At 73.3% G+C, this 21,735-nt stretch carries 18 protein-coding genes; 11 read left to right on the top strand and 7 right to left on the bottom strand.

What is annotated here, in order from left to right:
• Positions 1-137 precede the first annotated feature (137 nt).
• From POF43_RS28425 to POF43_RS28410, 4 genes are read left to right on the top strand one after another with little or no spacing between them, the layout of a single operon-like run.
• Entirely contained in the window at positions 138-1,760 is a 1,623-nt protein-coding gene (locus POF43_RS28425; protein ID WP_271324663.1) for a nucleic acid/nucleotide deaminase domain-containing protein, read from the top strand.
• 39 nt (positions 1,761-1,799) lie between these two features.
• Positions 1,800-2,387: an SUKH-4 family immunity protein gene (locus POF43_RS28420; protein WP_271324662.1), complete on the top strand. Its 588-nt coding sequence runs from the start codon at positions 1,800-1,802 to the stop codon at positions 2,385-2,387.
• 57 nt (positions 2,388-2,444) lie between these two features.
• On the top strand, positions 2,445-3,224 hold the full coding sequence (locus POF43_RS28415; RefSeq protein ID WP_271324661.1) for a nucleic acid/nucleotide deaminase domain-containing protein: 780 nt from the start codon (positions 2,445-2,447) through the stop codon (positions 3,222-3,224).
• Positions 3,221-5,029 carry a hypothetical protein gene (locus POF43_RS28410; protein WP_271324660.1) on the top strand — a complete coding sequence of 603 codons (1,809 nt, stop codon included), beginning with the start codon at positions 3,221-3,223 and terminating at the stop codon, positions 5,027-5,029. The genes POF43_RS28415 and POF43_RS28410 overlap by 4 nt, the downstream gene beginning before the upstream one ends.
• A gap of 320 nt (positions 5,030-5,349) precedes the next feature.
• Here the strand turns inward: POF43_RS28410 and POF43_RS28405 are convergent, their stop codons facing one another.
• Positions 5,350-6,603 (bottom strand): LolA family protein, encoded by a 1,254-nt coding sequence (locus POF43_RS28405; RefSeq protein WP_271324659.1) that lies wholly within the window; start codon positions 6,601-6,603, stop codon positions 5,350-5,352.
• Between the two features lie 528 nt (positions 6,604-7,131).
• On the opposite strand from POF43_RS28405, the gene POF43_RS28400 reads away from it, so the two are divergent.
• Together POF43_RS28400 and POF43_RS28395 are read left to right on the top strand one after the other, a co-directional pair.
• A complete protein-coding gene (locus POF43_RS28400) occupies positions 7,132-7,758 on the top strand; it encodes a sigma-70 family RNA polymerase sigma factor (RefSeq protein ID WP_271325310.1) in 627 nt (208 codons plus the stop codon).
• Positions 7,755-8,444: an anti-sigma factor family protein gene (locus tag POF43_RS28395; protein ID WP_271317892.1), complete on the top strand. Its 690-nt coding sequence runs from the start codon at positions 7,755-7,757 to the stop codon at positions 8,442-8,444. Before POF43_RS28400 ends, POF43_RS28395 begins: the two co-directional genes overlap by 4 nt.
• Before the next feature lie 230 nt (positions 8,445-8,674).
• On the opposite strand, the gene POF43_RS28390 is transcribed toward POF43_RS28395, so the two are convergent.
• Positions 8,675-9,679, bottom strand: a complete 1,005-nt coding sequence (locus POF43_RS28390; RefSeq protein ID WP_271325309.1) for a polyprenyl synthetase family protein — start codon at positions 9,677-9,679, stop codon at positions 8,675-8,677.
• Positions 9,680-9,954: 275 nt separating this feature from the next.
• Positions 9,955-11,523 carry an FAD-dependent oxidoreductase gene (locus tag POF43_RS28385; protein WP_282704827.1) on the bottom strand — a complete coding sequence of 523 codons (1,569 nt, stop codon included), beginning with the start codon at positions 11,521-11,523 and terminating at the stop codon, positions 9,955-9,957.
• 207 nt (positions 11,524-11,730) lie between these two features.
• On the opposite strand from POF43_RS28385, the gene POF43_RS28380 reads away from it, so the two are divergent.
• The 4 genes from POF43_RS28380 to POF43_RS28365 are packed head-to-tail and all read left to right on the top strand — an operon-like array spanning position 11,731 to position 14,835.
• Positions 11,731-12,729 carry a sugar kinase gene (locus tag POF43_RS28380; protein ID WP_271321967.1) on the top strand — a complete coding sequence of 333 codons (999 nt, stop codon included), beginning with the start codon at positions 11,731-11,733 and terminating at the stop codon, positions 12,727-12,729.
• 9 nt (positions 12,730-12,738) lie between these two features.
• Positions 12,739-13,482, top strand: a complete 744-nt coding sequence (locus POF43_RS35025; RefSeq protein WP_271321968.1) for an IclR family transcriptional regulator — start codon at positions 12,739-12,741, stop codon at positions 13,480-13,482.
• Positions 13,470-14,096 (top strand): bifunctional 4-hydroxy-2-oxoglutarate aldolase/2-dehydro-3-deoxy-phosphogluconate aldolase, encoded by a 627-nt coding sequence (locus POF43_RS28370; RefSeq protein WP_271317322.1) that lies wholly within the window; start codon positions 13,470-13,472, stop codon positions 14,094-14,096. Before POF43_RS35025 ends, POF43_RS28370 begins: the two co-directional genes overlap by 13 nt.
• Position 14,097: 1 nt before the next feature.
• Complete coding sequence (locus tag POF43_RS28365) at positions 14,098-14,835, top strand: alpha/beta hydrolase (protein ID WP_271321969.1); 738 nt, start codon at positions 14,098-14,100, stop codon at positions 14,833-14,835.
• 151 nt (positions 14,836-14,986) lie between these two features.
• On the opposite strand, the gene POF43_RS28360 is transcribed toward POF43_RS28365, so the two are convergent.
• A complete protein-coding gene (locus POF43_RS28360) occupies positions 14,987-15,712 on the bottom strand; it encodes a helix-turn-helix domain-containing protein (RefSeq protein ID WP_271321970.1) in 726 nt (241 codons plus the stop codon).
• A 96-nt stretch (positions 15,713-15,808) separates the two neighbouring features.
• Between POF43_RS28360 and POF43_RS28355 the strand changes: the two genes are divergently transcribed.
• The gene (locus POF43_RS28355; protein WP_271321971.1) at positions 15,809-16,453 is read left to right on the top strand and encodes a class I SAM-dependent methyltransferase; all 645 of its coding nucleotides are present in this window, start codon (positions 15,809-15,811) and stop codon (positions 16,451-16,453) included.
• Positions 16,454-16,532: 79 nt separating this feature from the next.
• On the opposite strand, the gene nuoN is transcribed toward POF43_RS28355, so the two are convergent.
• Genes nuoN through nuoL form a run of 3 tightly spaced genes read right to left on the bottom strand, consistent with a single transcriptional unit; the run spans position 16,533 to position 21,728 of the window.
• Entirely contained in the window at positions 16,533-18,206 is a 1,674-nt protein-coding gene (nuoN, locus tag POF43_RS28350) for an NADH-quinone oxidoreductase subunit NuoN (RefSeq protein ID WP_271312332.1), read from the bottom strand.
• Positions 18,203-19,831, bottom strand: a complete 1,629-nt coding sequence (locus POF43_RS28345; RefSeq protein ID WP_271312331.1) for an NADH-quinone oxidoreductase subunit M — start codon at positions 19,829-19,831, stop codon at positions 18,203-18,205. Before POF43_RS28345 ends, nuoN begins: the two co-directional genes overlap by 4 nt.
• 1 nt (position 19,832) lies before the next feature.
• Positions 19,833-21,728 (bottom strand): NADH-quinone oxidoreductase subunit L, encoded by a 1,896-nt coding sequence (gene nuoL / locus POF43_RS28340; protein WP_271321972.1) that lies wholly within the window; start codon positions 21,726-21,728, stop codon positions 19,833-19,835.
• Between the last annotated feature and the right edge of the window lie 7 nt (positions 21,729-21,735).

Here is a 21,735-nt window from a genome sequence, read left to right as displayed (position 1 = left end):
GGGCCGTAGGACGGGGGCGGGGGCGGTGGGCTTCCCCTTGGGCGGGCTCTGTGAAGTCGGTTGTCGCGCTCATGACGTGCTGGTTACCGTGCGGAAGACGCACCGCCTGCTCCCGGTGCGTGGCAACGGGGGAGAGCATGTCGTACGAGTTACCGAACACGGCGGTCGACGCCCTCAACTTCGTCGGCCTTCCGTGGCCGGCGGTCGACGAGGACCAACTCCACGGCTGGGCAAGCGATGTCAGGGAGTTCGTCACCGAGATCAACGACATCTCGCGGATGAGCCACACAGCGGTCCAGAGCCTCAGAACCGGCAATCAGTCCTCGTTCGTACGGACGCTGGCGGACAACTGGGACCACTACCACTCGGAGATCAGCGGCCTCAAGCCCGTCCTCGACGCCTTCGCCGACGCGCTCGACATCTCGGCGGACGCCGTACTCGCGCAGAAGATCGTAGTCAGCGGCGCGGTGGTGGCCCTCGGCGTCGAGCTCATCGCCACGCAGGGCGAGGCGGTGTTCACCCTGGGGCTGGCCGAAGGCGAACTCCCGGCCGAGGTCGCGCTCACCAAGGAAGCGGTGAAGTTCGCCCTCCAGGAGTTGGAGAACAAGCTCATCGGCTACCTGATCAACCAAGCGGCCGACGAACTCTCACGCCAGATCGGCCGGTCGGCCACGAAGATGCTGCTGGGCGGCGCGAACGTCGTCTTCGAGGCCACGTCGCTCCAGGCCGACTACGCCGCCCTGGGCAACATCGCCGGTACCGCAGCGAAGTACCGCGGCCGCACCGAGACGGTCAGCATGGCCGCCCGGCGCAAGACCGCCTCCCGCGAAGTCGAGACGCACGAGTCCGGCGGCCGCTGGCACGTCGTCGAAATCCTGCTCGCCGCGCTCAGATCCATCGCCGAAGACGTCTTCGCCAAGCTCCCGGGCGTCCTCCACACGGTCCTCGGTGATCTGGAGAAGGACCTCAAGAAGGCGGAGGCCACGCTCAAGAAGGCCGACGAAGACCTGGCCGGCCATACGCCGCACCCCGAGACGGACACCCCGGCCACGGTCGACGCCGTCCCGGCCGCCGTCGCCGTTCCCGCCGCGGTCGCCCTCGCCAGGGGCCGCCCCTCGGAGACGCCGGTCTACCACGTCGCCGACGACGGTACCGTCACCCGCCTCAACGCGGACCGCTCGAAGAGCCCGCTGACAGAGGACGACAAGGCCCGGCTGGGACTTCAGGACTCCTCGATCGGACGACCGAAGAGGGGCGAGAGAAAAGCCGCGCTCAAGAACGACGACGAGGGCAGGGTCACTCCCCGTCCTCAGGCCTCGTCGAGCCAGGTTCCGCTCGGTAGCACCGACCTCGCGCGTGCCACCCAGCTCGCCCGGCACGGGGACAAGAGTTACGGGGGCTACGTCAAGGGCAGGAACGGGACCACGTTCAAGAGCAACAACTACGCCGCGGCCAGAATGGCGGGCACCGGCGGAAAGGGCGATTTCATCCTGGTGGGCCGCAGCAACGGATACCGGCACTCGGAGCGGATGGTGGGAATACCCTTCCTGCGGCAGGGCGACGAAGGCCGGGTCCACGAGGTCTATACGGAACGCGCACCGTGCGCAGACGGTGCCAATTGCAGCGCGTGGCTGGGGGAGAGATTCCCGCCGACCATAAGCGTCACGCACAGCGTCGAATACGGGACGACCGACGCGTCGAAGAGCGCCGGGAACAAGGCCATGGAGGACTATCTCAACGCGCTGAAGGCGAGCCGGTGAGACCATGGCGGCCCACCGACCACGACCAGAACGGCAGCGATGAGTCCCTCATCCCTCACCCGCGAGCAGTTGGAGACCGTCTTCGACACCGTCGAACTCGTCACCCACCAAGGTGACGACCTCGACGACGTCGTGAGGGACGCCGACGCCAGATCGGTACTGCGCGAACTCGGCATCCCCGTGTGGGAGAACCCCTGGTTCGACCTGGAGGAGAGCCTGCGGGACGACTTGGTATTCCTCCGGGACGGGGAAACGAACCTGGCGGCCGGCCACGACACCGTCCCACCGGGCGCCGGTGACTGGATCGTCCTCGGCATGATTCCCTACGACGATCTCGCGCTCGACCCGCACACCGGCGCCGTTCACTGCCTGCCGCAGGACTCGGAGATCTACGTTCTCAGCAGCAGCCTGCGACAATTCGTGCATTTTCTTTATCTGCTCCAGCGCGAGCGCCCGAACTACACGCCTGTGGAGAACCCGGAGGACCTCACCGACGACCTACCGTTCGTCGAGGACGTGCGGGACCGCCTGGAGGCCGAGATGCGATCGGTCGACCCGGTCGCGATGGAGAATCCGGACTGCCATTGGCACGGAATCCTCGACTACATCGTCGGCGGCGAGTACTGACCCGCCCACGTAGTGGAAAGACCCGTCCCACGCGACAGCCAAAGGGAGCATCGCCCGGTGAGTGAACACAACGACGCAGAGAACGAGCGGCTGGTCGGAGGTATCGGTGTGCCGCGGCGGGTGGGGCCGTACTTCTCCACCGAGGACGCGGATCCGGCAACGCTGGCGGGATACGCGGCGGTGAACGGGCGCAAGGTCGCGGGCCCCGGCAGCGGGACGTGGACCCGGTTCGGGACGGACGGCGGTTTCGAGCTGTGCGCGCAACCCGGTGGTCCGGTACTCGCGGTGCTACTGGACTACGAGGAGCCGGAGCGCTTCGTGAACACCTCGGCGGCGGCGTTCGCCTCGTGCCTGCGGGAGTTGCACGCCGCGCTGCGGTCCCTTCTCACCACTGACCGGCCCCGGTGGGCGTCCCAGGCGTTCGACGCCCTGTCGGAGCGGTTGCGGGCCGTCGACCCGGCGGCGTTCGCGGACCGCGAGCGCTGGTGGCCGCGGGTGCTCGACGACCTCAGGGACACCGCGAGCGTCGAGTGCTACGCGGCGTTCGAGATCGTGGACGCCCGGGGCGACAAGCAGATCCTCACCCGTTCCGGGGGGATTGCCGAGCATCCCGAAGAGCGGCTGTGGCAGGCACTGCGGGCGGCCGGCGTCCCGCCGGAGCGTGTTCTGCGCGTCCACACCGACCTGGAACCGTGCTTCATGCCGGGGCACTACTGCTCGATGTGGCTGGCGGAGGTTCTTCCGCACGCGGAGATGACGCACGTGTACCCCTACGGCGAGACGGCGGAATCGCGGGCCGACGGTCTGCGGCGGATGGAGCAGGCGGCGGCCGGATGAACGGACCGGCGGCGGCCGGGGCGCCCGACCTGACGCGGTGGCCCGCGCCGGAGGGCGTCACCGAACGGCACGGGCCCGCCCTGGCGGCGTGGGCCGCGAGTGGGAGCAGCGGCGGGCGGTCCCGGGTGGTGCTGGTGGGCGGCGGGCGCGGCACGGGCAAGAGCCGTCTGCTGGCCTGGCTGGCCACCGGGTCCGCCTCGCACCGGGCGACGACCGTGCACGCGCTGGTCCCGGCGGCCGGGCTGTTCACTGACACCTTCGCCTGGGAGCTGGCCAGGCAACTCGGCTACGGCCCGCTGTCCCCGGACCGCCTGCTTGATCAACTGAGCGCCGACGAACGGCCTTTGCTGCTGGTCATCCCCGACCTGCACCTTGCCGGGCGCGGTCCGGCCGACCGCCCGGCGGCTCTCCCTCGCACGCTGGCTGCGGAGTTGCTGACACCGCTGCTGGAACTGCCCTTTGTCCGGGCCGTGGTGGAGGTCGGCGAGAGCACCCTGCTGACCGGTCTGCCCAACACCGAACACCTGGACCTCGGCAGCGTCGCGTACGGCGCCGACGGCGGTACCGGCGCGGGAGAAGAGGGCATCGACTCGACACGTGACGACGCGGTGGCCGGGGCGGAGGCGCTGCTCGCGAGGATCGTCGCCGGGCCGGCCCGTCCGACGGCCTGGGCCCAGGTGTCGCAGGCCGTGTGGGCGCAGGTGCTGGATGTCGCCCCGCGTGTCCCGGGCGGCGGTGAAGCAGTGCGGCGGTTGCTCGCCGATCCCTGGTTCCTGGTGCACGGCCCGGCGGTGGCCGTGACCGCGTGGCTGGCCGACGAACGCGTCCCGGTGCCGGCCGGGGTGCGCGCGGCATGGCAGGTGGCGGCACCCCAACTCACCGACGCGACGCTTGCCCCGGGCTCTCGTGCGGCTCTGCTGCACGAGGCCGCCCTCGGCGTGGACACCGGCCTGGCCGACCGGCTGGCGCCGCTGGTCGCGGACCTGCCGCAGCGGGCGGTGCGGGTCCGGCGCGATCTGCTGGCGACAGCTCTGGCCCCGCTGCCCGATGCTCCGGGACGGGCGTTCGCCGCGGAGCCGGCGGCCGGCGTCAGCATCCTGGACCTGTCGGCCGGCGAGCGGGCCGGTTACCTCGCGACGCCGGTGGCCACGACCGCCGACGGCCTCGTGGCGTGCGCCGGGCCGGCAGCGCTGCTGCTCACCGGTGACGGAACACTTGTCGCGGCCGGCGACAAGACCGATGCGACCGCGGACACGATGGCACGGATCGCGGCGTGGCACGGGTCCGCAGGGGTCGCCGGCGATCGCGCACGGCCGACCGCCCTGGGCCAACGCGCTGATGGCGGTGTCCTCATCGTGGGCGATGCCCGGGGTGAGGTCCACGTCTGGGAGACCTCGGGCGGGGGGCACGAGCCGCTGTCGACGACCCTTCACGAGGCGCCGGTCACTGCCGTGTCGGGTGCACGCGATCGCGACGGGCGGCACACCCTGGTGGTCAGCGGGGCACTGGACGGCACGGTCCGGTTGTGGGCGGCACCGTCGGCGCCGATGGCGGAGCCGGTGGAGCGCCGGCGTTCCGTGGTGACCGCACTGTGTGCCGCCGCAGACGACGACGGTCCGGTGCTGGCAGTGGCCTGGAGCGACCTGCGGCTGCACGTGTGGCACCTACCGACCGGCCGCGTACGGGCGGTGCCGCTGCTGTCACGCTGCCGGGCGCTGGCCTTCAGCGGCGGGCGGAAACTGGTCGTCGCCGGCGAGCACGGCACCGTGACGCTCGCGCTGGACCTGCCGCGTCTGTGGGGGTGAGTGGGGGGTGAGTTCCCCCGCCGCGCGAGGGCGGGGGAACTCGGCCGTGGGCGGCGCCGGTTCGCCGCGTCCGCTCCCGGCGGCACCGGCCGGCCGCGCGGCTCGGGGACGTCGCCCCACCGCACGGCCGGCCTCGGCGTCACCCCGCCGCGCCGGCCGGTGGCGGCCGGTCGCCCGCACGGGCGACCCGCCGCACCCCGACCGCGGACACCACCCCGCCGAACGTCAAACGTCCACCGCGGAGCAGCCCGCACGGGTGACCAGCAGCACCTACGCCACGGCCGTCACCGCGATCGCGGACGTCACCGCGACAGCGGCCCTCACTTCGCCGCGTCGGCCGCCTTCACCAGGGCGGACGGGGTGACCGCACCGGCGTAGACACCGCCGTTGTCGGTGACCAGGACGTTGACCAGGCGGGTGCTGATGACCGTGCCGGAGCCGAAGGCGCCCTTGACCGGCTTGCCCAGCGTGCCGAGCAGCGCGTTCGGGCTCTGACCGCCGGTGCTCTTGCCGTTCTTCGGCGCCTTGCCGTTCAACGCGGCCGCCGGGACGCGCAGTTCCGCGACCGACGTCCAGCCCTTGCCGATGACCGTGCCGGCCTGCTTGCCGTGGGCCGCCGATCCCTTGCCGCCGGCGAAGGCACCCGGCATACCGGGTATCACCTGGCCGGTGCGGGCGTGGTCGGCGCCGGGCTTGGCCTGCGTGACGTGGGCGCCCTTGGGGACGGTGAAGTCGAACTCGCTCGCGGCCGGGCGGGCGAAGTCGACCTGGGTCCAGGCGATGTCGACGATCGGGCCGCCACCGCCCGCGGGCAGCACGGTGAAGCTGAGCGGCACGCCGTTCGCCGCGTCCACCGCGACCCGGACCGAACCGACCGTGCTACCGGACTGCTTGGGCGTGAGCACCAGCTCGTAGGCGGCCTGACCGGCCACCTCCGCGCTGCCGTCGACCGTGACGGCCGTGGTCGGGACGAGCGCCTTCAGCACCTGGCTCGCGGCGTCGGCCGGGGTGGCCGGCACCGTGGCGGGGGCGCCGTGCCCGGTGGTGGACAGGCCGGTGGTGTGCTGGACGGAGTGGTCGGCGCTGTCGTAGGTCCACAGCTGGGAGCCGTCGCGCACGACGCTGTACTGGGAACCGGCGTCACCGAGCGACAGCCGCTCGCGGGTGGGACCGTCGGCGGCGACGCGCAGCGTGTGGGTGCCGGAAAGCAGCTCGGTCAGGTGGGACGCGGGGCCGGAGCCGCCGCCCAGCGTGCCGGCCGCGCCGGAGCCGAGCAGGCCCGCGGGCAGGCCCAGGTCGGCGTTCACGCGCACCGAGCCGGAGACCGTCTCGGCCCTGGCCGAGGCCATCTTCGCGATCAGCTGCGCGGGGGTGAGCTTGGGCAGCGAGGGGCCGCCACCCGTGGTGGCGAGAGCGGTGCCGAGGCCGATGGTCGCGGCGGCGAGTCCGGCGATCGCGACCGGCACGGCGTACCGGGCCACCTTGCGGTTGCGGCGGCGCCGTTCGTCCTCGCCGTCGAACGCCGCGTAGCCTCCGAAGTCGTCCTCCGGACGCGGCGGTTGGATCCCTGGCATGACTACCTCCGTCGTCGGCGGCCGTTGCGACCCGGTCCTCTTTGTCACCCGGGCCCTGCTGGATGCCGCTTACCCGATCCCATCAAACTCTTGACGTTCCCGCGTCAACCCGTGGTTCCAATCGGAGGTACGTCCCTGGTATGACACGACCCCGGGGGCGTCTCGGGGGCGTCTCAGGGGTGCTTCCGGCGCGGGGCGGGGGCGGGGCCGGGCCTTGCGGCGCGCGCCCGGGGTCGGGCCTCGGGCGGGTCGACGGGGGGCCGGCGCGGGGCGGGTCCGGCCCGGGGTGTCGCGGGCGTGGGGTGTTGCCGCGTGGGGTGTCGCGGGCGTGGAGTGTCACCGGCGTGGAGTGTCACCGGCGTGGGGTGTTGCTGGCCCGGGGTGTCGCCGGCCCGGGGTGTCGCGGGCTTGGGGTGTCGCCGGCGTGGGCCCGGGGAGTGCCCGCGGCGGCGGCCCGTGGCTCGATCTCGCGGAGGGGTGGGGAGGATCGCGCTGATTTCGGACGACCGCCTCGACCCTGAAGGTTTAATGCGCAAGTATTCGGGGGTGACCGACGACCAGACCCTTCAGGGCCGGGCCCGCGGCCCCGCCCGGTCCCCCGGGGCCGACCGGCCGGACCGGCCCGACGGGCCCGGCGGCCGCGCCGCGCAGCCGGACGAGGAGCTGATGCGCGCGCTGTACCACGAACACGCCGGACCGCTGTTCGGCTACGTGCTGCGGCTGGTCGCCGGGGACCGGCACCGGGCGGAGGACGTGGTGCAGGAGACGCTGGTGCGCGCCTGGCGCAACACCGAGCAGCTCAACCGCTCCACCGGTTCGCTGCGCCCCTGGCTGGTGACCGTGGCCCGCCGCATCGTGATCGACGGGCACCGCAACCGCAGCGCCCGCCCCAAGGAGGTGGACGCCACCCCGCTGGAATCGATGCCCGCGGCGGACGAGATGGACCGTACGCTGCGGCTGATGACCATCTCCGACGCCATGACAGACTTGACCGACGCGCACCGCGAGGTGCTGGTCGCCACCTACTTCGGGGGCCGCACGGTCAACGAGGCGGCGGAGGAGCTGGGCATCCCGGCCGGGACGGTCCGGTCCCGGGCGTTCTACGCGCTGCGGTCGCTGAAGATCGCGCTGGAGGAGCGGGGGGTGACGTCGTGACGCCGCCGTGCGAGCGACACCTTGACGTCGGCGCCTACGTGCTGGGCGCTCTGAACGACGACGACGCCACCGCCTTCGAGGAGCACCTGGCGGTCTGCGATCCGTGCGGCGCCGAACTCGAATCGCTGATGGACGTCGAGGCCGCGCTGGCGGAGTTCGCCGCCGACCTGCCGCCCGGGCAGCGGGCCGACGCGCTGCTGGCGCCGCCGGAGCCCCAACTGCTGGACCGGCTGCTGGCCGACGTACGCGACACCCGCCGTACGACGCGGCACCGCCGGCTCTACCTGGTGGCCGCCGCGGTCGCGCTGATCATCGCCGGTCCCGTGGTCACCGCGCTGGCCACCTCCTCGTCGAACGGTTCCACGGCGGTGTCCGCCACCGCGTCCGGCACCGCGCCGGCCGGGGTGCGGGCGAAGGTCACCATGACCGACGAGAGCTGGGGCACCGACCTGGGCCTCACCCTGTCCGGCGTCCACGGGCCGCTGAGCTGCAAGCTCGTCGCGGTCTCCTCCACCGGCGCCTCGCAGACCGCGACGACCTGGGCGGTGCCCGACGCGGGGTACGGGATGCCGGGCATGCCGAAGCCGCTGACCGTCTGGGGCGGCACCGGCTTCTCCCGCGGCCAGATCGACCACTTCGACGTCCGCACACTGGACGGCCGCACGCTGGTGAGCGTCAAGGAGTGAGCCGCTGACGCGCGCCGGGCTCCGGCTGCTCCGGCCGCTCCGGTAACCCGGGCAGGCCCGGTAACGGGGACGGCCCGCCTCCTGTGACAGGGGGCGGGCCGTTCACGTCACGTACGACACCGGACGGCTGCCGCCGGGACCGTCACGCACGACACCGGCGATCCCGTATGCCGCCGGGACTCCCGTGCGACGCCGGACCTGCGTCCCGTGACGACGCCGGGGCGGGGCCGTCAGCCGGCGCGGTGGACGACCGCGTCGCAGAGGGCCTCCAGCGCCATCTTCGCCGGGCAGTCGCGCAGCGGGCCGAGCAGTTCGCGGGCGGTGTCCGCGTACCGGACGGTGTCGCGGCGGGCCTGCTCCAGCGCGGGGTGGGCGCGCAGCAGGCCGAGGGCCTCGGCGTGCTTGGCGTCGTCGGTCAGGTCGCCGTCGAGCAGGTCGCGCAGCCGCTGGTCCTCGGGCGAGTCGAACCGGCCCGACCTCAGGTGCAGCACCGGCAGGGTGGGGATGCCCTCGCGCAGGTCGGTACCGGGGGTCTTGCCGGACTCCTGGCTGTCGCTGGCGATGTCGAGGACGTCGTCGGCGAGCTGGAAGGCGGTGCCGATGCGCTCGCCGTACTGGGTGAGGATGTCGACGACCGCCTCGTCCGCGCCGGCCAGCAGGGCGCCGAAGCGTCCGGAGACGCCGAAGAGGGCGCCGGTCTTGCCGGAGATGACGTCGAAGTAGTGGTCGATCGGGTCGCGGTCGGCGGCGGGCCCGACCGTCTCCAGGATCTGGCCGGTGACCAGCCGTTCGAACGCCTCGGCCTGGATGCGTACCGCCTCGGGGCCGAGGTCGGCGACCACCCGGGAGGCGCGGGCGAACAGGAAGTCGCCGGTCAGGACGGCGACCGAGTTGTCCCACCGGGCGTTCGCGCTGGCCACCCCGCGCCGTACGTCGGCCTCGTCCATGACGTCGTCGTGGTAGAGGGTGGCGAGGTGGGTGAGTTCCACGACGACGGCGGACGGTACGACGCCGGGGGCGTGCGGGTCGCCGAACTGGGCCGCCACCAGGGTCAGCAGGGGCCTGAAGCGCTTGCCGCCGGCGCGGACCAGGTGCTGGGACGCGCCGTTGATGAACGGGACGTCGCTCTTGGTGGCCTCCAGCAGGCCCTCCTCGACGTCCGCCAGACCGGAGCGGATGTCGGTGTCAAGGACCTGGTCGCGCACACTCAGCCCGAAGGGCCCGACGACGGTCACGAGGGGAACTCCTGTCGCTGATTCGGTCGTGGCCTCAGTGCCACTGTTAGAGCGTATCCGGTCCGTGCTCGTTCACAGATGGCCGGTTCGCTGTGCCTGCACCGATACGCACTCCGGGGCCGGCCCGTTCACCCGCCACGACGCACTCCGGGCCCGGCCCGGTCACCCGCCGCGGCCCCCTCCGGCGAGCCCGCCGGGAAGCTCGCCGGTCAGCGCCCCGGAACCCACCGGGGATCCGCCGGTCGGCGCCCGGATTTCGCCGGGGACCCCGCCGGTCAGCGCCCGGGACCCACCGCGGCGGCGATCGCGCGGGCCACCCGCGGGGCGGCGAACCCGGTGCCGCGCACGGTGCGCAGCGCGCCGCCGAACGCGCTGGCGGCCACCGGACCGGCGAAGAACAGCCCCGGCAGCGAGCTGCGGAACCACTGGTCCAGCCGGGGAGCGCCGCCGTCCCTGGTCAGCCGGGCGCGCAGCGCGACGGCCAGGAAGTCCAGCGCGTCGAGGTCGAAGCGGTAACCGGTGGCGGCCAGCACGTGGTCGGCGACCAGCTCCCCGGGCCCGGCCGGCCCGCCGGTCAGCAGCAGGACGCGGGAGCCGGTGGCGAGGCCGCCGCCCCGGGCCACCGCGCCGCCGGAGACGGCACCGGGGACGGCACCGGAGACGGCACCTGGCACGGCACCCGGCACGGCACCGGAGACGGCGCTGACGACCGCGGAGCTGTCGACGGGGGTGCCGATGGCGACGCTGCCGACGGGGGTGCCGACGGCCGCGCCGCCGGTGCGGACGTCTCCGGCGGGGAGGTCACCGGTGCGGGCGCCCTCGGTGCGGGCGTCTCCGGCGGGGAGGTCTCCGGCGCGCACGCCCTCGGTGCGCACGCCCTCGGTGCGGACGCCCTCGGTGCGCACGCCCTCGGTGCGGACGCCCTCGGTGCGGACGCCCTCGGTGCGCACGCCCTCGGTGCGGACGCCTTCCGCGGCGGCGTGGTCGCCCGTCGTCCGGCCCGCGGCGGCGACCCGGTGGCCGTCGAGGACGGTGACCGCGCCGGTGAAGCGGTCCCGCAGCCACCAGGCGCCGCGCGGGCCGGGCGGCGGGCGGTCCAGGGCGCGGCGGAGCGCGGCGGGCAGCCGGTGCAGGAGGGCGGGTCCCGGCCGGGGCGGGCCGCGGTGCGGCGGGGGCGGGCCGAAGCCGGCGGAGCCCGGCCGGCGGGCGAGCAGCGTGACGGTGGCGCCGGCGTCGGTGAGCAGCGCGGCGCTCTCCAGGGCGGACTGCCCGGCGCCGACGACGGCGACGTGCCGGCCGGCGAACCGGTGGAAGACGGTGTGCTGCGAGGAGTGCGAGACGGGTCCGCCGGGCGAGGGGCCGGCCGGGGCGAGTCCGCGCAGCTCGTGCGGCAGGTGGGCGGCGCCGGTCAGGCCGGTGGCGACCACGACGGCCGGCGCGGTGAACTCCTCGCCGCTCTCCAGCCGCAGGCGGAATCCGGCCACGTCACGGCGGTCGGCGAGCGGGGTGACATCGGCGACACGGACGCCTTCGACGGCGGGCACCAGGCGGTCGGCGTACCAGCGGCCGTAACGGACAAACGTGTCCAACGTCACCAGGTCGCGGGGGCCGAGCAGCCGCCGTTCGCCCATCGCGTCGTTGAAGTCCTGGAGGGTGTGGCCGGGTTCGGGGGCGGCGATGGAGGAGTCGGCGGGCGGCGAGCACAGGATGGTGCCGGCCGGCATGGCCTCGCTCCACCCCGCCATCGGCACGCCGAAGACGCGCACCGGCACACCGAGTCCGGTCAGATGCGCGGCGGTCGACAGCCCGTAGGGGCCGGCGCCGATCACCACCACAGGCTTCATGCAGGGACGTTACGGTGGGCCGCCCCGCCCGGGCAACCGTTTTGACCCGATTGGCTGTCGTTGGCGGAAGTTGCAGTCATCTGTCCGTTACGGGCGCGACGCCGCCCGCATTCCGCCCGGTTCCGTCGCGCGTTGCACATGGTGCAACAGCGTTGCGGAGGGTGTGAGAGCATGACCCGCAACCGCCCGCCAACCGGAGGAGGACAGGTGGCCGAGGTCGTCGCGATCGGCGAGACGATGGCACTGGTGACCCCCGTGCGGCCCGAACCGCTGGAAACGGCGGAGCTGTTCCGGGTCGAGGCCGGCGGCGCGGAGTCCACCGTCGCGCTCTACCTGCGGGAACTGGGCCACAGCACCGCGTGGGTCAGCCGGCTCGGCGACGACCCGCTCGGCCGCCGGGTGCTCGCCGCCCTGGAACGGCACGGCGTCGACACCTCCCGGGTGACCCTCGACCCCGGCGCGCCGACCGGCGTCTACTTCAAGGACCCCGGCCCGGACGGCACCGCCGTGCACTACTACCGCGCCGGCTCCGCCGCCTCCCGCCTGTCCCCCGCCGACCTGGCCGGCGTCGCACCGGACGGCACCCGGGTGATCCACCTCAGCGGCATCACCGCCGCCCTGTCCGACTCCTGCCGCGCGCTGGTGCGGGAGGTGCTGGACCGGTTCGCAGGCCGGAGCCCTGCCGGGGCTGCCGGGGCTGCCGCGGGGGCGACGAGCGGGACGGGGCCGGCGACAGCGGACCGTGGGACCGGCGAGGCCGGGACCGGCGCCGGGCCGCTGGTGTCGTTCGACGTCAACCACCGCCCCGGACTGTGGTCCGCCGGGACCGCCGCGCCCGTGCTGCTGGAGCTGGCCCGCCGCGCCGACGTGGTGTTCGTCGGCCGGGACGAGGCGCAGACGCTGTGGGGCACGGCCACCGCCGAGGACGTCCGGGCCCTGCTGCCGGAGCCGGCCCACCTGGTGGTCAAGGACGGCGCGGTCGGCGCCACCGACTTCCACGACGCGCTGCCCGGCGGCGCGGTGTTCGCCGCCGCGCACCCGATCGAGGTCGTCGAGGCGGTCGGCGCCGGGGACGCGTTCGCCGCCGGCTACCTGGCCGGGCTGCTCGACGGCGAGGGGTCCGCCGGGCGGCTCCGCCTCGGACACCGGCTGGCGGCCCGCTCGCTGGCCGGCACGGCCGACTTCGTTCCCACCGCGGACCGGTAGGGGGCCGCCGTGTCGCAGACCGTGGCCCGGGCCATCGAGATCCTGGAGTTCGTCAGCCAGGAGCCGCGCAATCCGGCCGACGTGGCCCGCCACCTCGACGTGCACCGCTCCACGGCGCTGCGCCTGCTGGAGACGCTCACCGAGAGCGCGCTGACCCGGCGGCACGCGGACGGCCGGTACGGCGTCGGCTACCGGCTGGCGGGGCTGGCCCAGCTGGCGCTGGAGCAGTTCGACCTCAGCCACGTCGCCCGGCCGCACCTGGCCCGGCTGTGCGAACGGTCCACCCACACCGTGCACCTGGCCGTGCTCGAAGGCGACCGCGTCATCTACGCGGACAAGCTGGAGCCGCCGCGCTCGGTGCGGCTGTACTCGCAGGTCGGCCTGCCGGTGGCCCTGCACGCGGCGGGCGTCGCCAAGGCGATCCTGGCCTTCCGCTCCCCCGCGACCACCGAACGGCTGCTGCGCGGCTGCCGGTTCGAACCGCACACCGGCACCACCCTCACCGACCGCGACGCCTACCTCGCCCAGCTGGCCGACGTCCGCGCCCGCGGCTGGGCGGTCGACGACGGCGAGTTCGAGGACTACGTCAACTGCGTCGCCATGCCGATCCGCGACGCCTCCGGCGAGGTCACCGCCGCGGTCTCGGTCACCGCGCTCAAGGCCCGTGCCGGGCTGCCCGAACTGCACCAGCTCCTGCCCGCCCTCGGCGAGGCGGCGAGCGCGATCTCCAAGGAGCTCGGATGGAAACCGTGACCGGCCCGCTCACCGGCAACACCTGGTTCGCCGACGCCTTCGCCGACGTGCCCCTGATGGCGATCCTGCGCGGCTACGACGTCGACCGCACCGTTGAACTCGCCCGTACCGCTTGGTCGTTGGGCATCAAGATCGTCGAGGTGACGATCCAGTCCGACACCGCGGTGGCCGCGCTGCGCGCCACCGTCGAGGCCGGCCGCGCCGACGGCCGCCCGGTCGGCGCCGGCACGGTGACCGACCCCGGGCTGGCCGCCACCGCCCACGCGGCCGGAGCCGCCTTCACCGTCGCGCCGGGGCTTTCCGCCGAGGTCGTCGCCGCCAGCCACGCCGCCGGGATGCCGCACCTGCCGGGCGTCGCCACCGGCACCGAACTCCAGCTGGCCGCCGGCCTCGGCCTGACCTGGGTCAAGGCGTTCCCGGCCACCGTGCTGGGCACCGGCTGGTTCGGCGCCATGCGCGGCCCGTTCCCGCAGCTGCGCTACGTCGCCACCGGCGGCATCGACCCCGGCAACGCGGCCGCCTTCCTGGCCGCCGGCGCCGACGTGGTCGCCCTCGGCTCCGCGCTGGCCGACCCGGCGGCGCTGCCCGCGGTGGCGAAACTGCTGGCGGGCTGAGGTGCCGGAGGAATTGCACCGGTACGTCGTCGACACCGGGCGGCAGGTTGTCGACGTCGACGGTGAACGGCTGGCGTGCGCGACCGCCCGGCCGGCCGGGGACGAGGTGGCGGGCCCGGTCGCGGTACTCCTGCACGGCGCCGGGACGGGCCGCACGGAGCGGTTGCTGCCGCTGGCGCGGGAGCTGGCGGGCCGGGGCGTGCGGGTGGTGGCGTTCGACTTCTCCGGGCACGGCGACAGCACCGGCGAGCTGGCGGAGCTGTCGCTGGAGCGCCGGTTCCGGCAGGCGTGCGGCGTCATCGGCCGGCTCGTGCCCGCCGACGCGCCGTTGACGCTCCTCGGCTGGAGCATGAGCGGCCAGACGGTGGCCGACCTCGTCACGCACTACGGCGACCGGGTCACCGCGCTCGCCCTGTGCGCCCCCGCGGTCTACGCCCGCGCGGCCTGGCCGGTGCGCTTCGGCGCCGGGTTCACCGGCATCATCCGCACCCCCGACACCTGGCGGGACTCCACCGCGCTGGACGCCTACCGCGCCTTCACCGGCCGGGCGCTGCTCGCGCTGCCCGCGCGGGACGACGTCATCCCGCCCGCCGTCACCGAACAGGTCACCGCCGCCCTCACCACCCGCTCCCGCCTGACCCACCACACCGTCCAGGACGCCCCGCACCAGCTGGGCCTGTGGTTCAGCCAACACCCGTCAGCGGTAAGGGCGTTCGCGGACGCGCTGCTGCCGGGGTGACGGGGACGCCTCACCGGACGGGGGCGGTCGCGGCTCACCGGATGCGGGGGCTGGGGCGGCCGCGGCGCACCGGGTGCGGGGGCTGGAGCGGTCGCGGCTCACCGGATGCGGGGGCTGGGGCTGGAGCGGTCGCGGCGCACGGTGTGGTGGGTCAGCGGTCCTTCGGCTTCGCCCGTACGTGGATGCGTTCGCCCTGCGGGCCGAAGAGGGTGAGCAGCTCGACGGGTTCGGGGCCGGCCGCGACGTAGACGTGCGGGGTGCGGGTGTCGAACTCGGCGGCCTGGCCCGGGGTGAGGATCAGGTCGTGGTCGCCCAGCAGCAGCCGCAGCCGGCCGGCCAGCACGTAGATCCAGTCGTAGCCCTCGTGGACGCGCTGTTCGAGGTCGGGGGTGGCGCCGGACGCGTTGCCGGGGAGGATCTGCTTGTAGGCGGCCAGCCCGTCCAGCCGCCGGGTCAGCGGGACGAACGTCTGGCCGTACCGGGTGAAGGGCTTGGCGTGCACCCGCGGGTCGCCGGTGGCCGGGGCGCCGACGAGTTCGTCGAGGGCGACGCGGTGCGCGCGGGCCAGCGGCAGCAACAGCTCCAGCGTCGGCTTGCGCTGCCCCGCCTCCAGCCGCGACAGGGTGCTCACGCTGATCCCGGTCGACTCCCCGAGCTGCGCCAGCGTCACACCGCGCGCCTTGCGCAACGCCCGCAACCGCGGCCCGACGGCGGTCAGCACACCGGTGAGGTCGTCGGAGGGGTCGGCGGTCCCGTCACCGGTGCGATGGTCAGCCCGGTCACCGGTGCGATGGTCGGTGCGGTCGGCGGGGTTCGCGCCGGGTGGGGCGTGGTCGGCGGGCGACGAGCGGCGGCGGGGCTCGGGGGCTGCGTCCATGGTTCCATTTGCCGCTCCGGCAAGAAGTTTTGTCAAACGGACCGGGCCCGGACGAGCATCGGCGTCAGCAGCGGACGACGACGCAGGGAGCACACGTTGAGCGAGGAGATCACCGACGGCGCGGCGTTCTGGGACGCGCGGTACCGGGAGAGCGAGCGGATCTGGAGCGGCGCCCCGAACGCTGAGCTGGTCCGCGAGGCCGAGGGGCTGCCGCCGGGGCGGGCGCTGGACCTCGGCTGCGGGGAGGGCGACGACGCGATCTGGCTCGCGGCGCACGGCTGGCGGGTGACCGGGGTCGACATCTCCGCGGTGGCGCTGGAACGCGCGGCGCGGCACGCGGCGGACGCCGGGGTCGCCGACCGCGTCGACTGGCAGCGGCACGACCTGGCGCGGTCCTTCCCGGCCGGCGAGTTCGACCTGGTGTCGGCGCAGTTCCTGCACTCCTACCTCGCCATGCCGCGCGAGGACATCCTGCGCACCGCGGCCGCCGCCCTGGCGCCCGGCGGGGTCCTGCTGGTCACCGGCCACTCCGGTCCCCCGCACTGGCAGCCGGCCGAGGAGGGCCACCACGACCACCCCGCCATCGAACTGCCCACCCCCGCCGAGGTGCTCGACGCCCTGCGGCTGCCCGAGGACGCCTGGCAGATCCTGCGCGCCGAGGAGCACGACCGCCTCCAGACCGCACCGGACGGCACACCGGGCCACCGCCGCGACAACACGGTGAAGCTGCGCAGGCGTTGAGGGGCCGGGGGCGCCGGGCTGAGGTCCCGCGGGGCGTACGCCGGCCGGTGAAGGCGCGGCCGGCACGCCGAAGGCGTCCTCAGCGCACGAAGACGCCCGCCTTGCCCGCCAGGTCCAGGAAGTACTGCGGGGCGACACCCAGCACCAGCGTGACGACGACGCCGATGGCGATCGCGCTGGAGGTGAGGGGCGACGGGATCGCGACGGTGGGGCCGTCGGGCTGGGGTTCGGAGAAGAACATCATGACGATGACGCGGATGTAGAAGAACGCCGCGATGGCCGAGGCGATGACGCCGATGACGACCAGCGGGACCGCGCCGGCCTGGGCCGCGGCCTGGAAGACAGCGAACTTACCGGCGAATCCGGCGGTCAGCGGGATGCCGGCGAAGGACAGCAGGAAGACCGCGAAGACCGCGGCCACCAGGGGTGAACGGCGGCCCAGGCCGGCCCACTTCGACAGGTGGGTCGCCTCGCCGCCCGCGTCGCGCACCAGGGTGACCACGGCGAAGCCGCCGAGCGTCACGAAGGAGTAGGCGACCAGGTAGAACAGCACCGAGGAGACACCGCTGGGCGAGACGGCGATGACGCCGGCCAGCAGGAAGCCGGCGTGCGCGATCGAGGAGTACGCCAGCAGCCGTTTGACGTCGGTCTGGGTGACGGCGACGATCGCGCCGATGACCATGGTGACGATCGCCACGCCCCACATCACCGGCCGCCAGTCCCAGCGCATCCCGGGCAGCACCACGTACAGCAGCCGCAGCAGCGCGCCGAACGCGGCGACCTTGGTGGCGGCGGCCATGAAGCCGGTGACCGGGGTCGGTGCGCCCTGGTAGACGTCGGGGGTCCACTGGTGGAACGGCACCGCGCCGACCTTGAACAGCAGGCCCATGATCACCATGGCACCGCCGATCAGCAGCAGCGCGTCGTTGCCGGTGGAGTTGGCCAGCGCCGGGGTGAGGTTGGCGGAGCCGTCGATGACCTGGGCGATGCCGGGCGCGGTGGCGGTGCCGGTGTACGCGACGGTGCCGGCGTAGCCGTAGAGCAGGGCGATGCCGAACAGCAGGAAGGCGGAGGAGAAGGCGCCGAGCAGGAAGTACTTCACCGCCGCCTCCTGCGACATCAGCCGGCGGCGGCGGGCCAGCGCGCACAGCAGGTACAGCGGGAGGGAGAAGACCTCCAGCGACACGAAGAGCGTCAGCAGGTCGTTGGCCGCCGGGAAGATCATCATGCCGCCGACCGCGAACAGCAGCAGCGGGAAGACCTCGGTGGTGGTGAAGCCGGCCCGGACCGCCTTCATCTCCTGCGGGCTGCCGGGCACCGCCGAGCCCTGCGCGGCGAACGAGTCGACCCGGTTGCCGTGCGCGACCGGGTCCAGGCGGCGTTCGGCGAAGGTGAACGCCGCGACCAGCGCGATCAGCACGATGGTGCCCTGGAGGAACAGCGCGGGCCCGTCCACCGCGACCGCGCCCATCGCCGCGATGTGCGCGCGGGTGGTGGCGTAGCCGTCGGCCGCCAGCGCGATGATCGCGGCGAACGCGGCGGCCAGCCCGACGACGGTGATGCCCAGTTGGGCCCAGTAGCGGGACCGGCGCGGCAGGAACGCCTCGGCCAGCACACCGACGGTCGCGGTGCCGAGCACGATCAGCACCGGGGACAGCTGGGCGTACTCGATGTGCGGGGTCGGGATGCGGTCGGCCGCCGGCGTGGCCGCCGCGCTTGTCAACAGGCTGTGGACAACTGCCGTGGCGCTCACTTGGCGGTCTCCTTCGCGACGGCGTTGATCTGCGGCGCGGGGTCGGTGCGGTGGACGTCGGACAGGGTGTCCTTGACGGCCGGGTTGATCACGTCGGTGAGCGGCTTGGGATAGACCCCGAGGAAGAGCAGCAGCGCGATCAGCGGGGCGACGACGAGGAGTTCACGGACCTTGAGGTCCTTCATGCCCTCGATGCCGGCCTTGACCGGGCCGGTCATGGTGCGCTGGTAGAGCACCAGCACGTACAGCGCGGCCAGCACGATGCCGACGGTGGCCAGGATGCCCAGCACCGGGTAGCGGGTGAAGGTGCCGACCAGCACCAGGAACTCGCTGACGAACGGCGCCAGCCCCGGCAGCGACAGCGTGGCCAGGCCGCCGATCAGGAACGTGCCGGCCAGCACCGGGGCGACCTTCTGCACGCCGCCGAAGTCCGCGATGCGCCGCGAGCCGCGGCGGGTGATGAGGAAGCCGGCCACCAGCAGCAGCGCGGCGGTGGAGATGCCGTGGTTGACCATGTAGAGCGTGGCGCCGGACTGGGCCTGGGAGGTCATCGCGAAGATGCCCAGGATGATGAAGCCGAAGTGCGAGATGGAGGCGTAGGCGATCAGCCGCTTGATGTCGCGCTGGCCGACCGCGAGCAGCGCGCCGTACAGGATGCCGATCACCGCCAGCACGGCGATCACCGGCGTGGCCCACTTCGACGCCTCGGGGAACAGCTGGAGGCAGTAGCGCAGCATCGCGAAGGTGCCGACCTTGTCGACGACCGCGGTGATCAGCACGGCGACCGGCGCGGTGGCCTCGGTCATCGCGTTGGGCAGCCAGGTGTGCAGCGGCCACAGCGGCGCCTTGACGGCGAACGCGAAGAAGAAGCCGAGGAAGATCCACCGCTCCGAGGAGGTGGAGAAGTGCAGCCGGCCGTCCGCGCGGGCCCGCAGGATCTCCGGCAGCGAGAAGGTGCCGGTGCCCAGCTGGCGGGCGGTGACCGCGTACAGGCCGATGACCGCGGCCAGCATGATCAGGCCGCCGACCAGGTTGTACAGCAGGAACTTCACCGCCGCGTAGGTGCGTTGCCGGGCGTCCTGCTCCTCCGCGTCGTCACCCGTGGCGCCGGCCCGGTCGCCGAAGCCGCCGATGAGGAAGTACATCGGGACGAGCATCGCCTCGAAGAAGATGTAGAACAGGAAGACGTCGGTGGCCTCGAAGGAGATCACCACCATCGCCTCGACCGCCAGGATCAGCGCGAAGAACCCGTTGGTGGGCCGCCAGCGGCGGTTGGGCACCGGCCCTTCGAGCGGGTCGGCGTCGTGCCAGCCGGCCAGCATGACGAACGGCACCAGCACCGCGGTGAGCAGGATGAGCACCACCGCGATGCCGTCGACGCCGAGTTCGTAGCGGACCCCGAAGTCGCGGATCCAGGCGTGCGACTCGGTCAGCTGGTAGCGGGCGCCGCCGGGCGAGAAGCGGCCGGTGACCACGGCGGCGAGCGCCAGGGTGGCCACCGAGAACGCCAGCGCCAGCCATTTGGCGGCGGTGCGCCGGGCGGCCGGGACCGCGGCGGTGGCGATGGCGCCGATCGCCGGCACCGCCGCGGTGACGGTGAGGAGGGGGAACGTGAAACCGGACATGTCAGATACCCCTCATCAGCAGGGTCGCGGCGACCAGCACCGCCGCACCGCCGAGCATGGAGACCGCGTAGGAGCGCACGAAGCCGTTCTGCACCTTGCGCAGCCGGGCCGAGACCCCGCCGACGCCGGCCGCCGTGCCGTTGACCGCGCCGTCCACCAGGGAGTGGTCGAGGTGGACCAGGGTGCGGGTGAGGTGTTCGCCGCCGCGGACCAGCACCACGTGGTTGAAGTCGTCCTGGAGCAGGTCGCGGCGGGCGGCCCGGGTCAGCACCGAACCGCGTGGCGCCACGGCCGGCACCGGCTTCCTGCCGTACTGCTGCCAGGCCAGGCCGGCGCCGACGACCAGGACGACGAAGGTGGCCACCGACACCTGCCAGGCGGTCAGCGGCGAGTGGCCCTCGCTGTAACCGGTGACCGGCTCCAGCCAGTGCAGGAACGAGGAGTTGAGGCTGAACAGCCCGCCGGCGAAGACCGAGCCGAACGCCAGGATGATCATCGGGACGGTCATCGACTTGGGCGACTCGTGCGGGTGCGGCTGGTGGCCCTGTGCGTCCGGCTGCCAGCGCTTCTCGCCGAAGAACGTCATCAGCATGACCCGTGTCATGTAGAACGCGGTGACGCCGGCGCCGATCAGCGCGACCACGCCGAGCACCCAGCCCTCGCCGCCGCCCTTGGCGAACGCCGCCTCGATGATCTTGTCCTTGGTCCAGAAGCCGGACAGGCCCGGGAACCCGATGATCGCCAGGTAGCCCAGGCCGAAGGTGATGAAGGTGACCGGCATGTAGCCGCGCAGCCCGCCGAACTTCCGCATGTCGACCTCGTCGTTCATCCCGTGCATCACGGAACCCGCGCCGAGGAAGAGTCCGGCCTTGAAGAAGCCGTGCGTGACCAGGTGCATGATCGCGAAGACGTAGCCGACCGGGCCGAGGCCGGCGGCCAGCATCATGTAGCCGATCTGCGACATGGTCGAGCCGGCCAGCGCCTTCTTGATGTCGTCCTTGGCGCAACCGACGATCGCACCGAAGATCAGCGTGACCGCGCCGACCACGCACACCGCGAGCTGCGCGGTGGCCGAGGCGTTGAAGATCGCACCGGAGCGGGTCACCAGGTAGACGCCGGCGGTGACCATGGTCGCCGCGTGGATGAGGGCCGAGACCGGGGTCGGGCCCTCCATGGCGTCGCCCAGCCAGGACTGGAGCGGCACCTGCGCCGACTTGCCGCAGGCCGCCAGTAGCAGCAGCAGCCCGATCGCGGTCAGCCGGCCGCCGGAGGCGTCCCGCACCGCGCCGAACACCGGGCTGAAGCTGAAGCTGTTGAAGGTGGTGAACAGCAGCATGATGGCGATCGACAGCCCGACGTCACCGACGCGGTTGACGATGAACGCCTTCTTCGCCGCGGTCGCCGCCGACGGCTTGTGCTGCCAGAAGCCGATCAGCAGGTAGGACGCCAGACCCACGCCCTCCCAGCCGACGTACAGCAGCAGGTAGTTGTTCGCCAGCACCAGCAGGAGCATGGCGGCGAGGAAGAGGTTGAGGTAACCGAAGAACCGGCGGCGGCGCTCGTCATGGGCCATGTAGCCGATCGAGTAGATGTGGATCAGCGTGCCCACACCGGTGATCAGCAGCACGAAGGTCATCGACAACTGGTCCAGCTGGAAGCCGACGTCGGCCCGGAAGGAGTCGACCGGCACCCAGGTGAACAGGTGCGAGGTGAAGGTCCGCCGGCCGGTGTCCTTGCTGAGCATGTCGGCGAAGAGCGCGACGCCGAGCGCGAAGGAGACGGCCGCCAGCAGCGTGCCGACCCAGTGGCCGATCCGGTCCAGCCGGCGGCCGCCCAGCAACAGGACGGCCGCGCCGAGCAGGGGTGCCCCGACCAGGGCTCCGATGAGGTGATCCACGTCAACT

Source organism: Streptantibioticus silvisoli, assembly GCF_027947535.2.
GTDB classification, from domain to species: Bacteria; Actinomycetota; Actinomycetes; order Streptomycetales; family Streptomycetaceae; genus Streptantibioticus_C; species Streptantibioticus_C silvisoli.
Note: the sequence above shows the minus strand (reverse complement) of the source record. Positions and strands in the feature narration are given on the sequence as shown.

Bases quoted from the DNA above. Each gene is read 5' to 3' on its own strand.
- POF43_RS28400 (WP_271325310.1), top strand. From the start codon at position 7,132: ATGCGCAAGTATTCGGGGGTGACCGACGACCAGACCCTTCAGGGCCGG.
- POF43_RS28345 (WP_271312331.1), bottom strand. From the start codon at position 19,831: ATGTCCGGTTTCACGTTCCCCCTCCTCACCGTCACCGCGGCGGTGCCG.
- POF43_RS28385 (WP_282704827.1), bottom strand. From the start codon at position 11,523: ATGAAGCCTGTGGTGGTGATCGGCGCCGGCCCCTACGGGCTGTCGACC.
- POF43_RS28410 (WP_271324660.1), top strand. From the start codon at position 3,221: ATGAACGGACCGGCGGCGGCCGGGGCGCCCGACCTGACGCGGTGGCCC.
- POF43_RS28420 (WP_271324662.1), top strand. From the start codon at position 1,800: ATGAGTCCCTCATCCCTCACCCGCGAGCAGTTGGAGACCGTCTTCGAC.
- POF43_RS28425 (WP_271324663.1), top strand. From the start codon at position 138: ATGTCGTACGAGTTACCGAACACGGCGGTCGACGCCCTCAACTTCGTC.
- POF43_RS28405 (WP_271324659.1), bottom strand. From the start codon at position 6,603: ATGCCAGGGATCCAACCGCCGCGTCCGGAGGACGACTTCGGAGGCTAC.
- POF43_RS28370 (WP_271317322.1), top strand. From the start codon at position 13,470: ATGGAAACCGTGACCGGCCCGCTCACCGGCAACACCTGGTTCGCCGAC.
- POF43_RS28360 (WP_271321970.1), bottom strand. From the start codon at position 15,712: ATGGACGCAGCCCCCGAGCCCCGCCGCCGCTCGTCGCCCGCCGACCAC.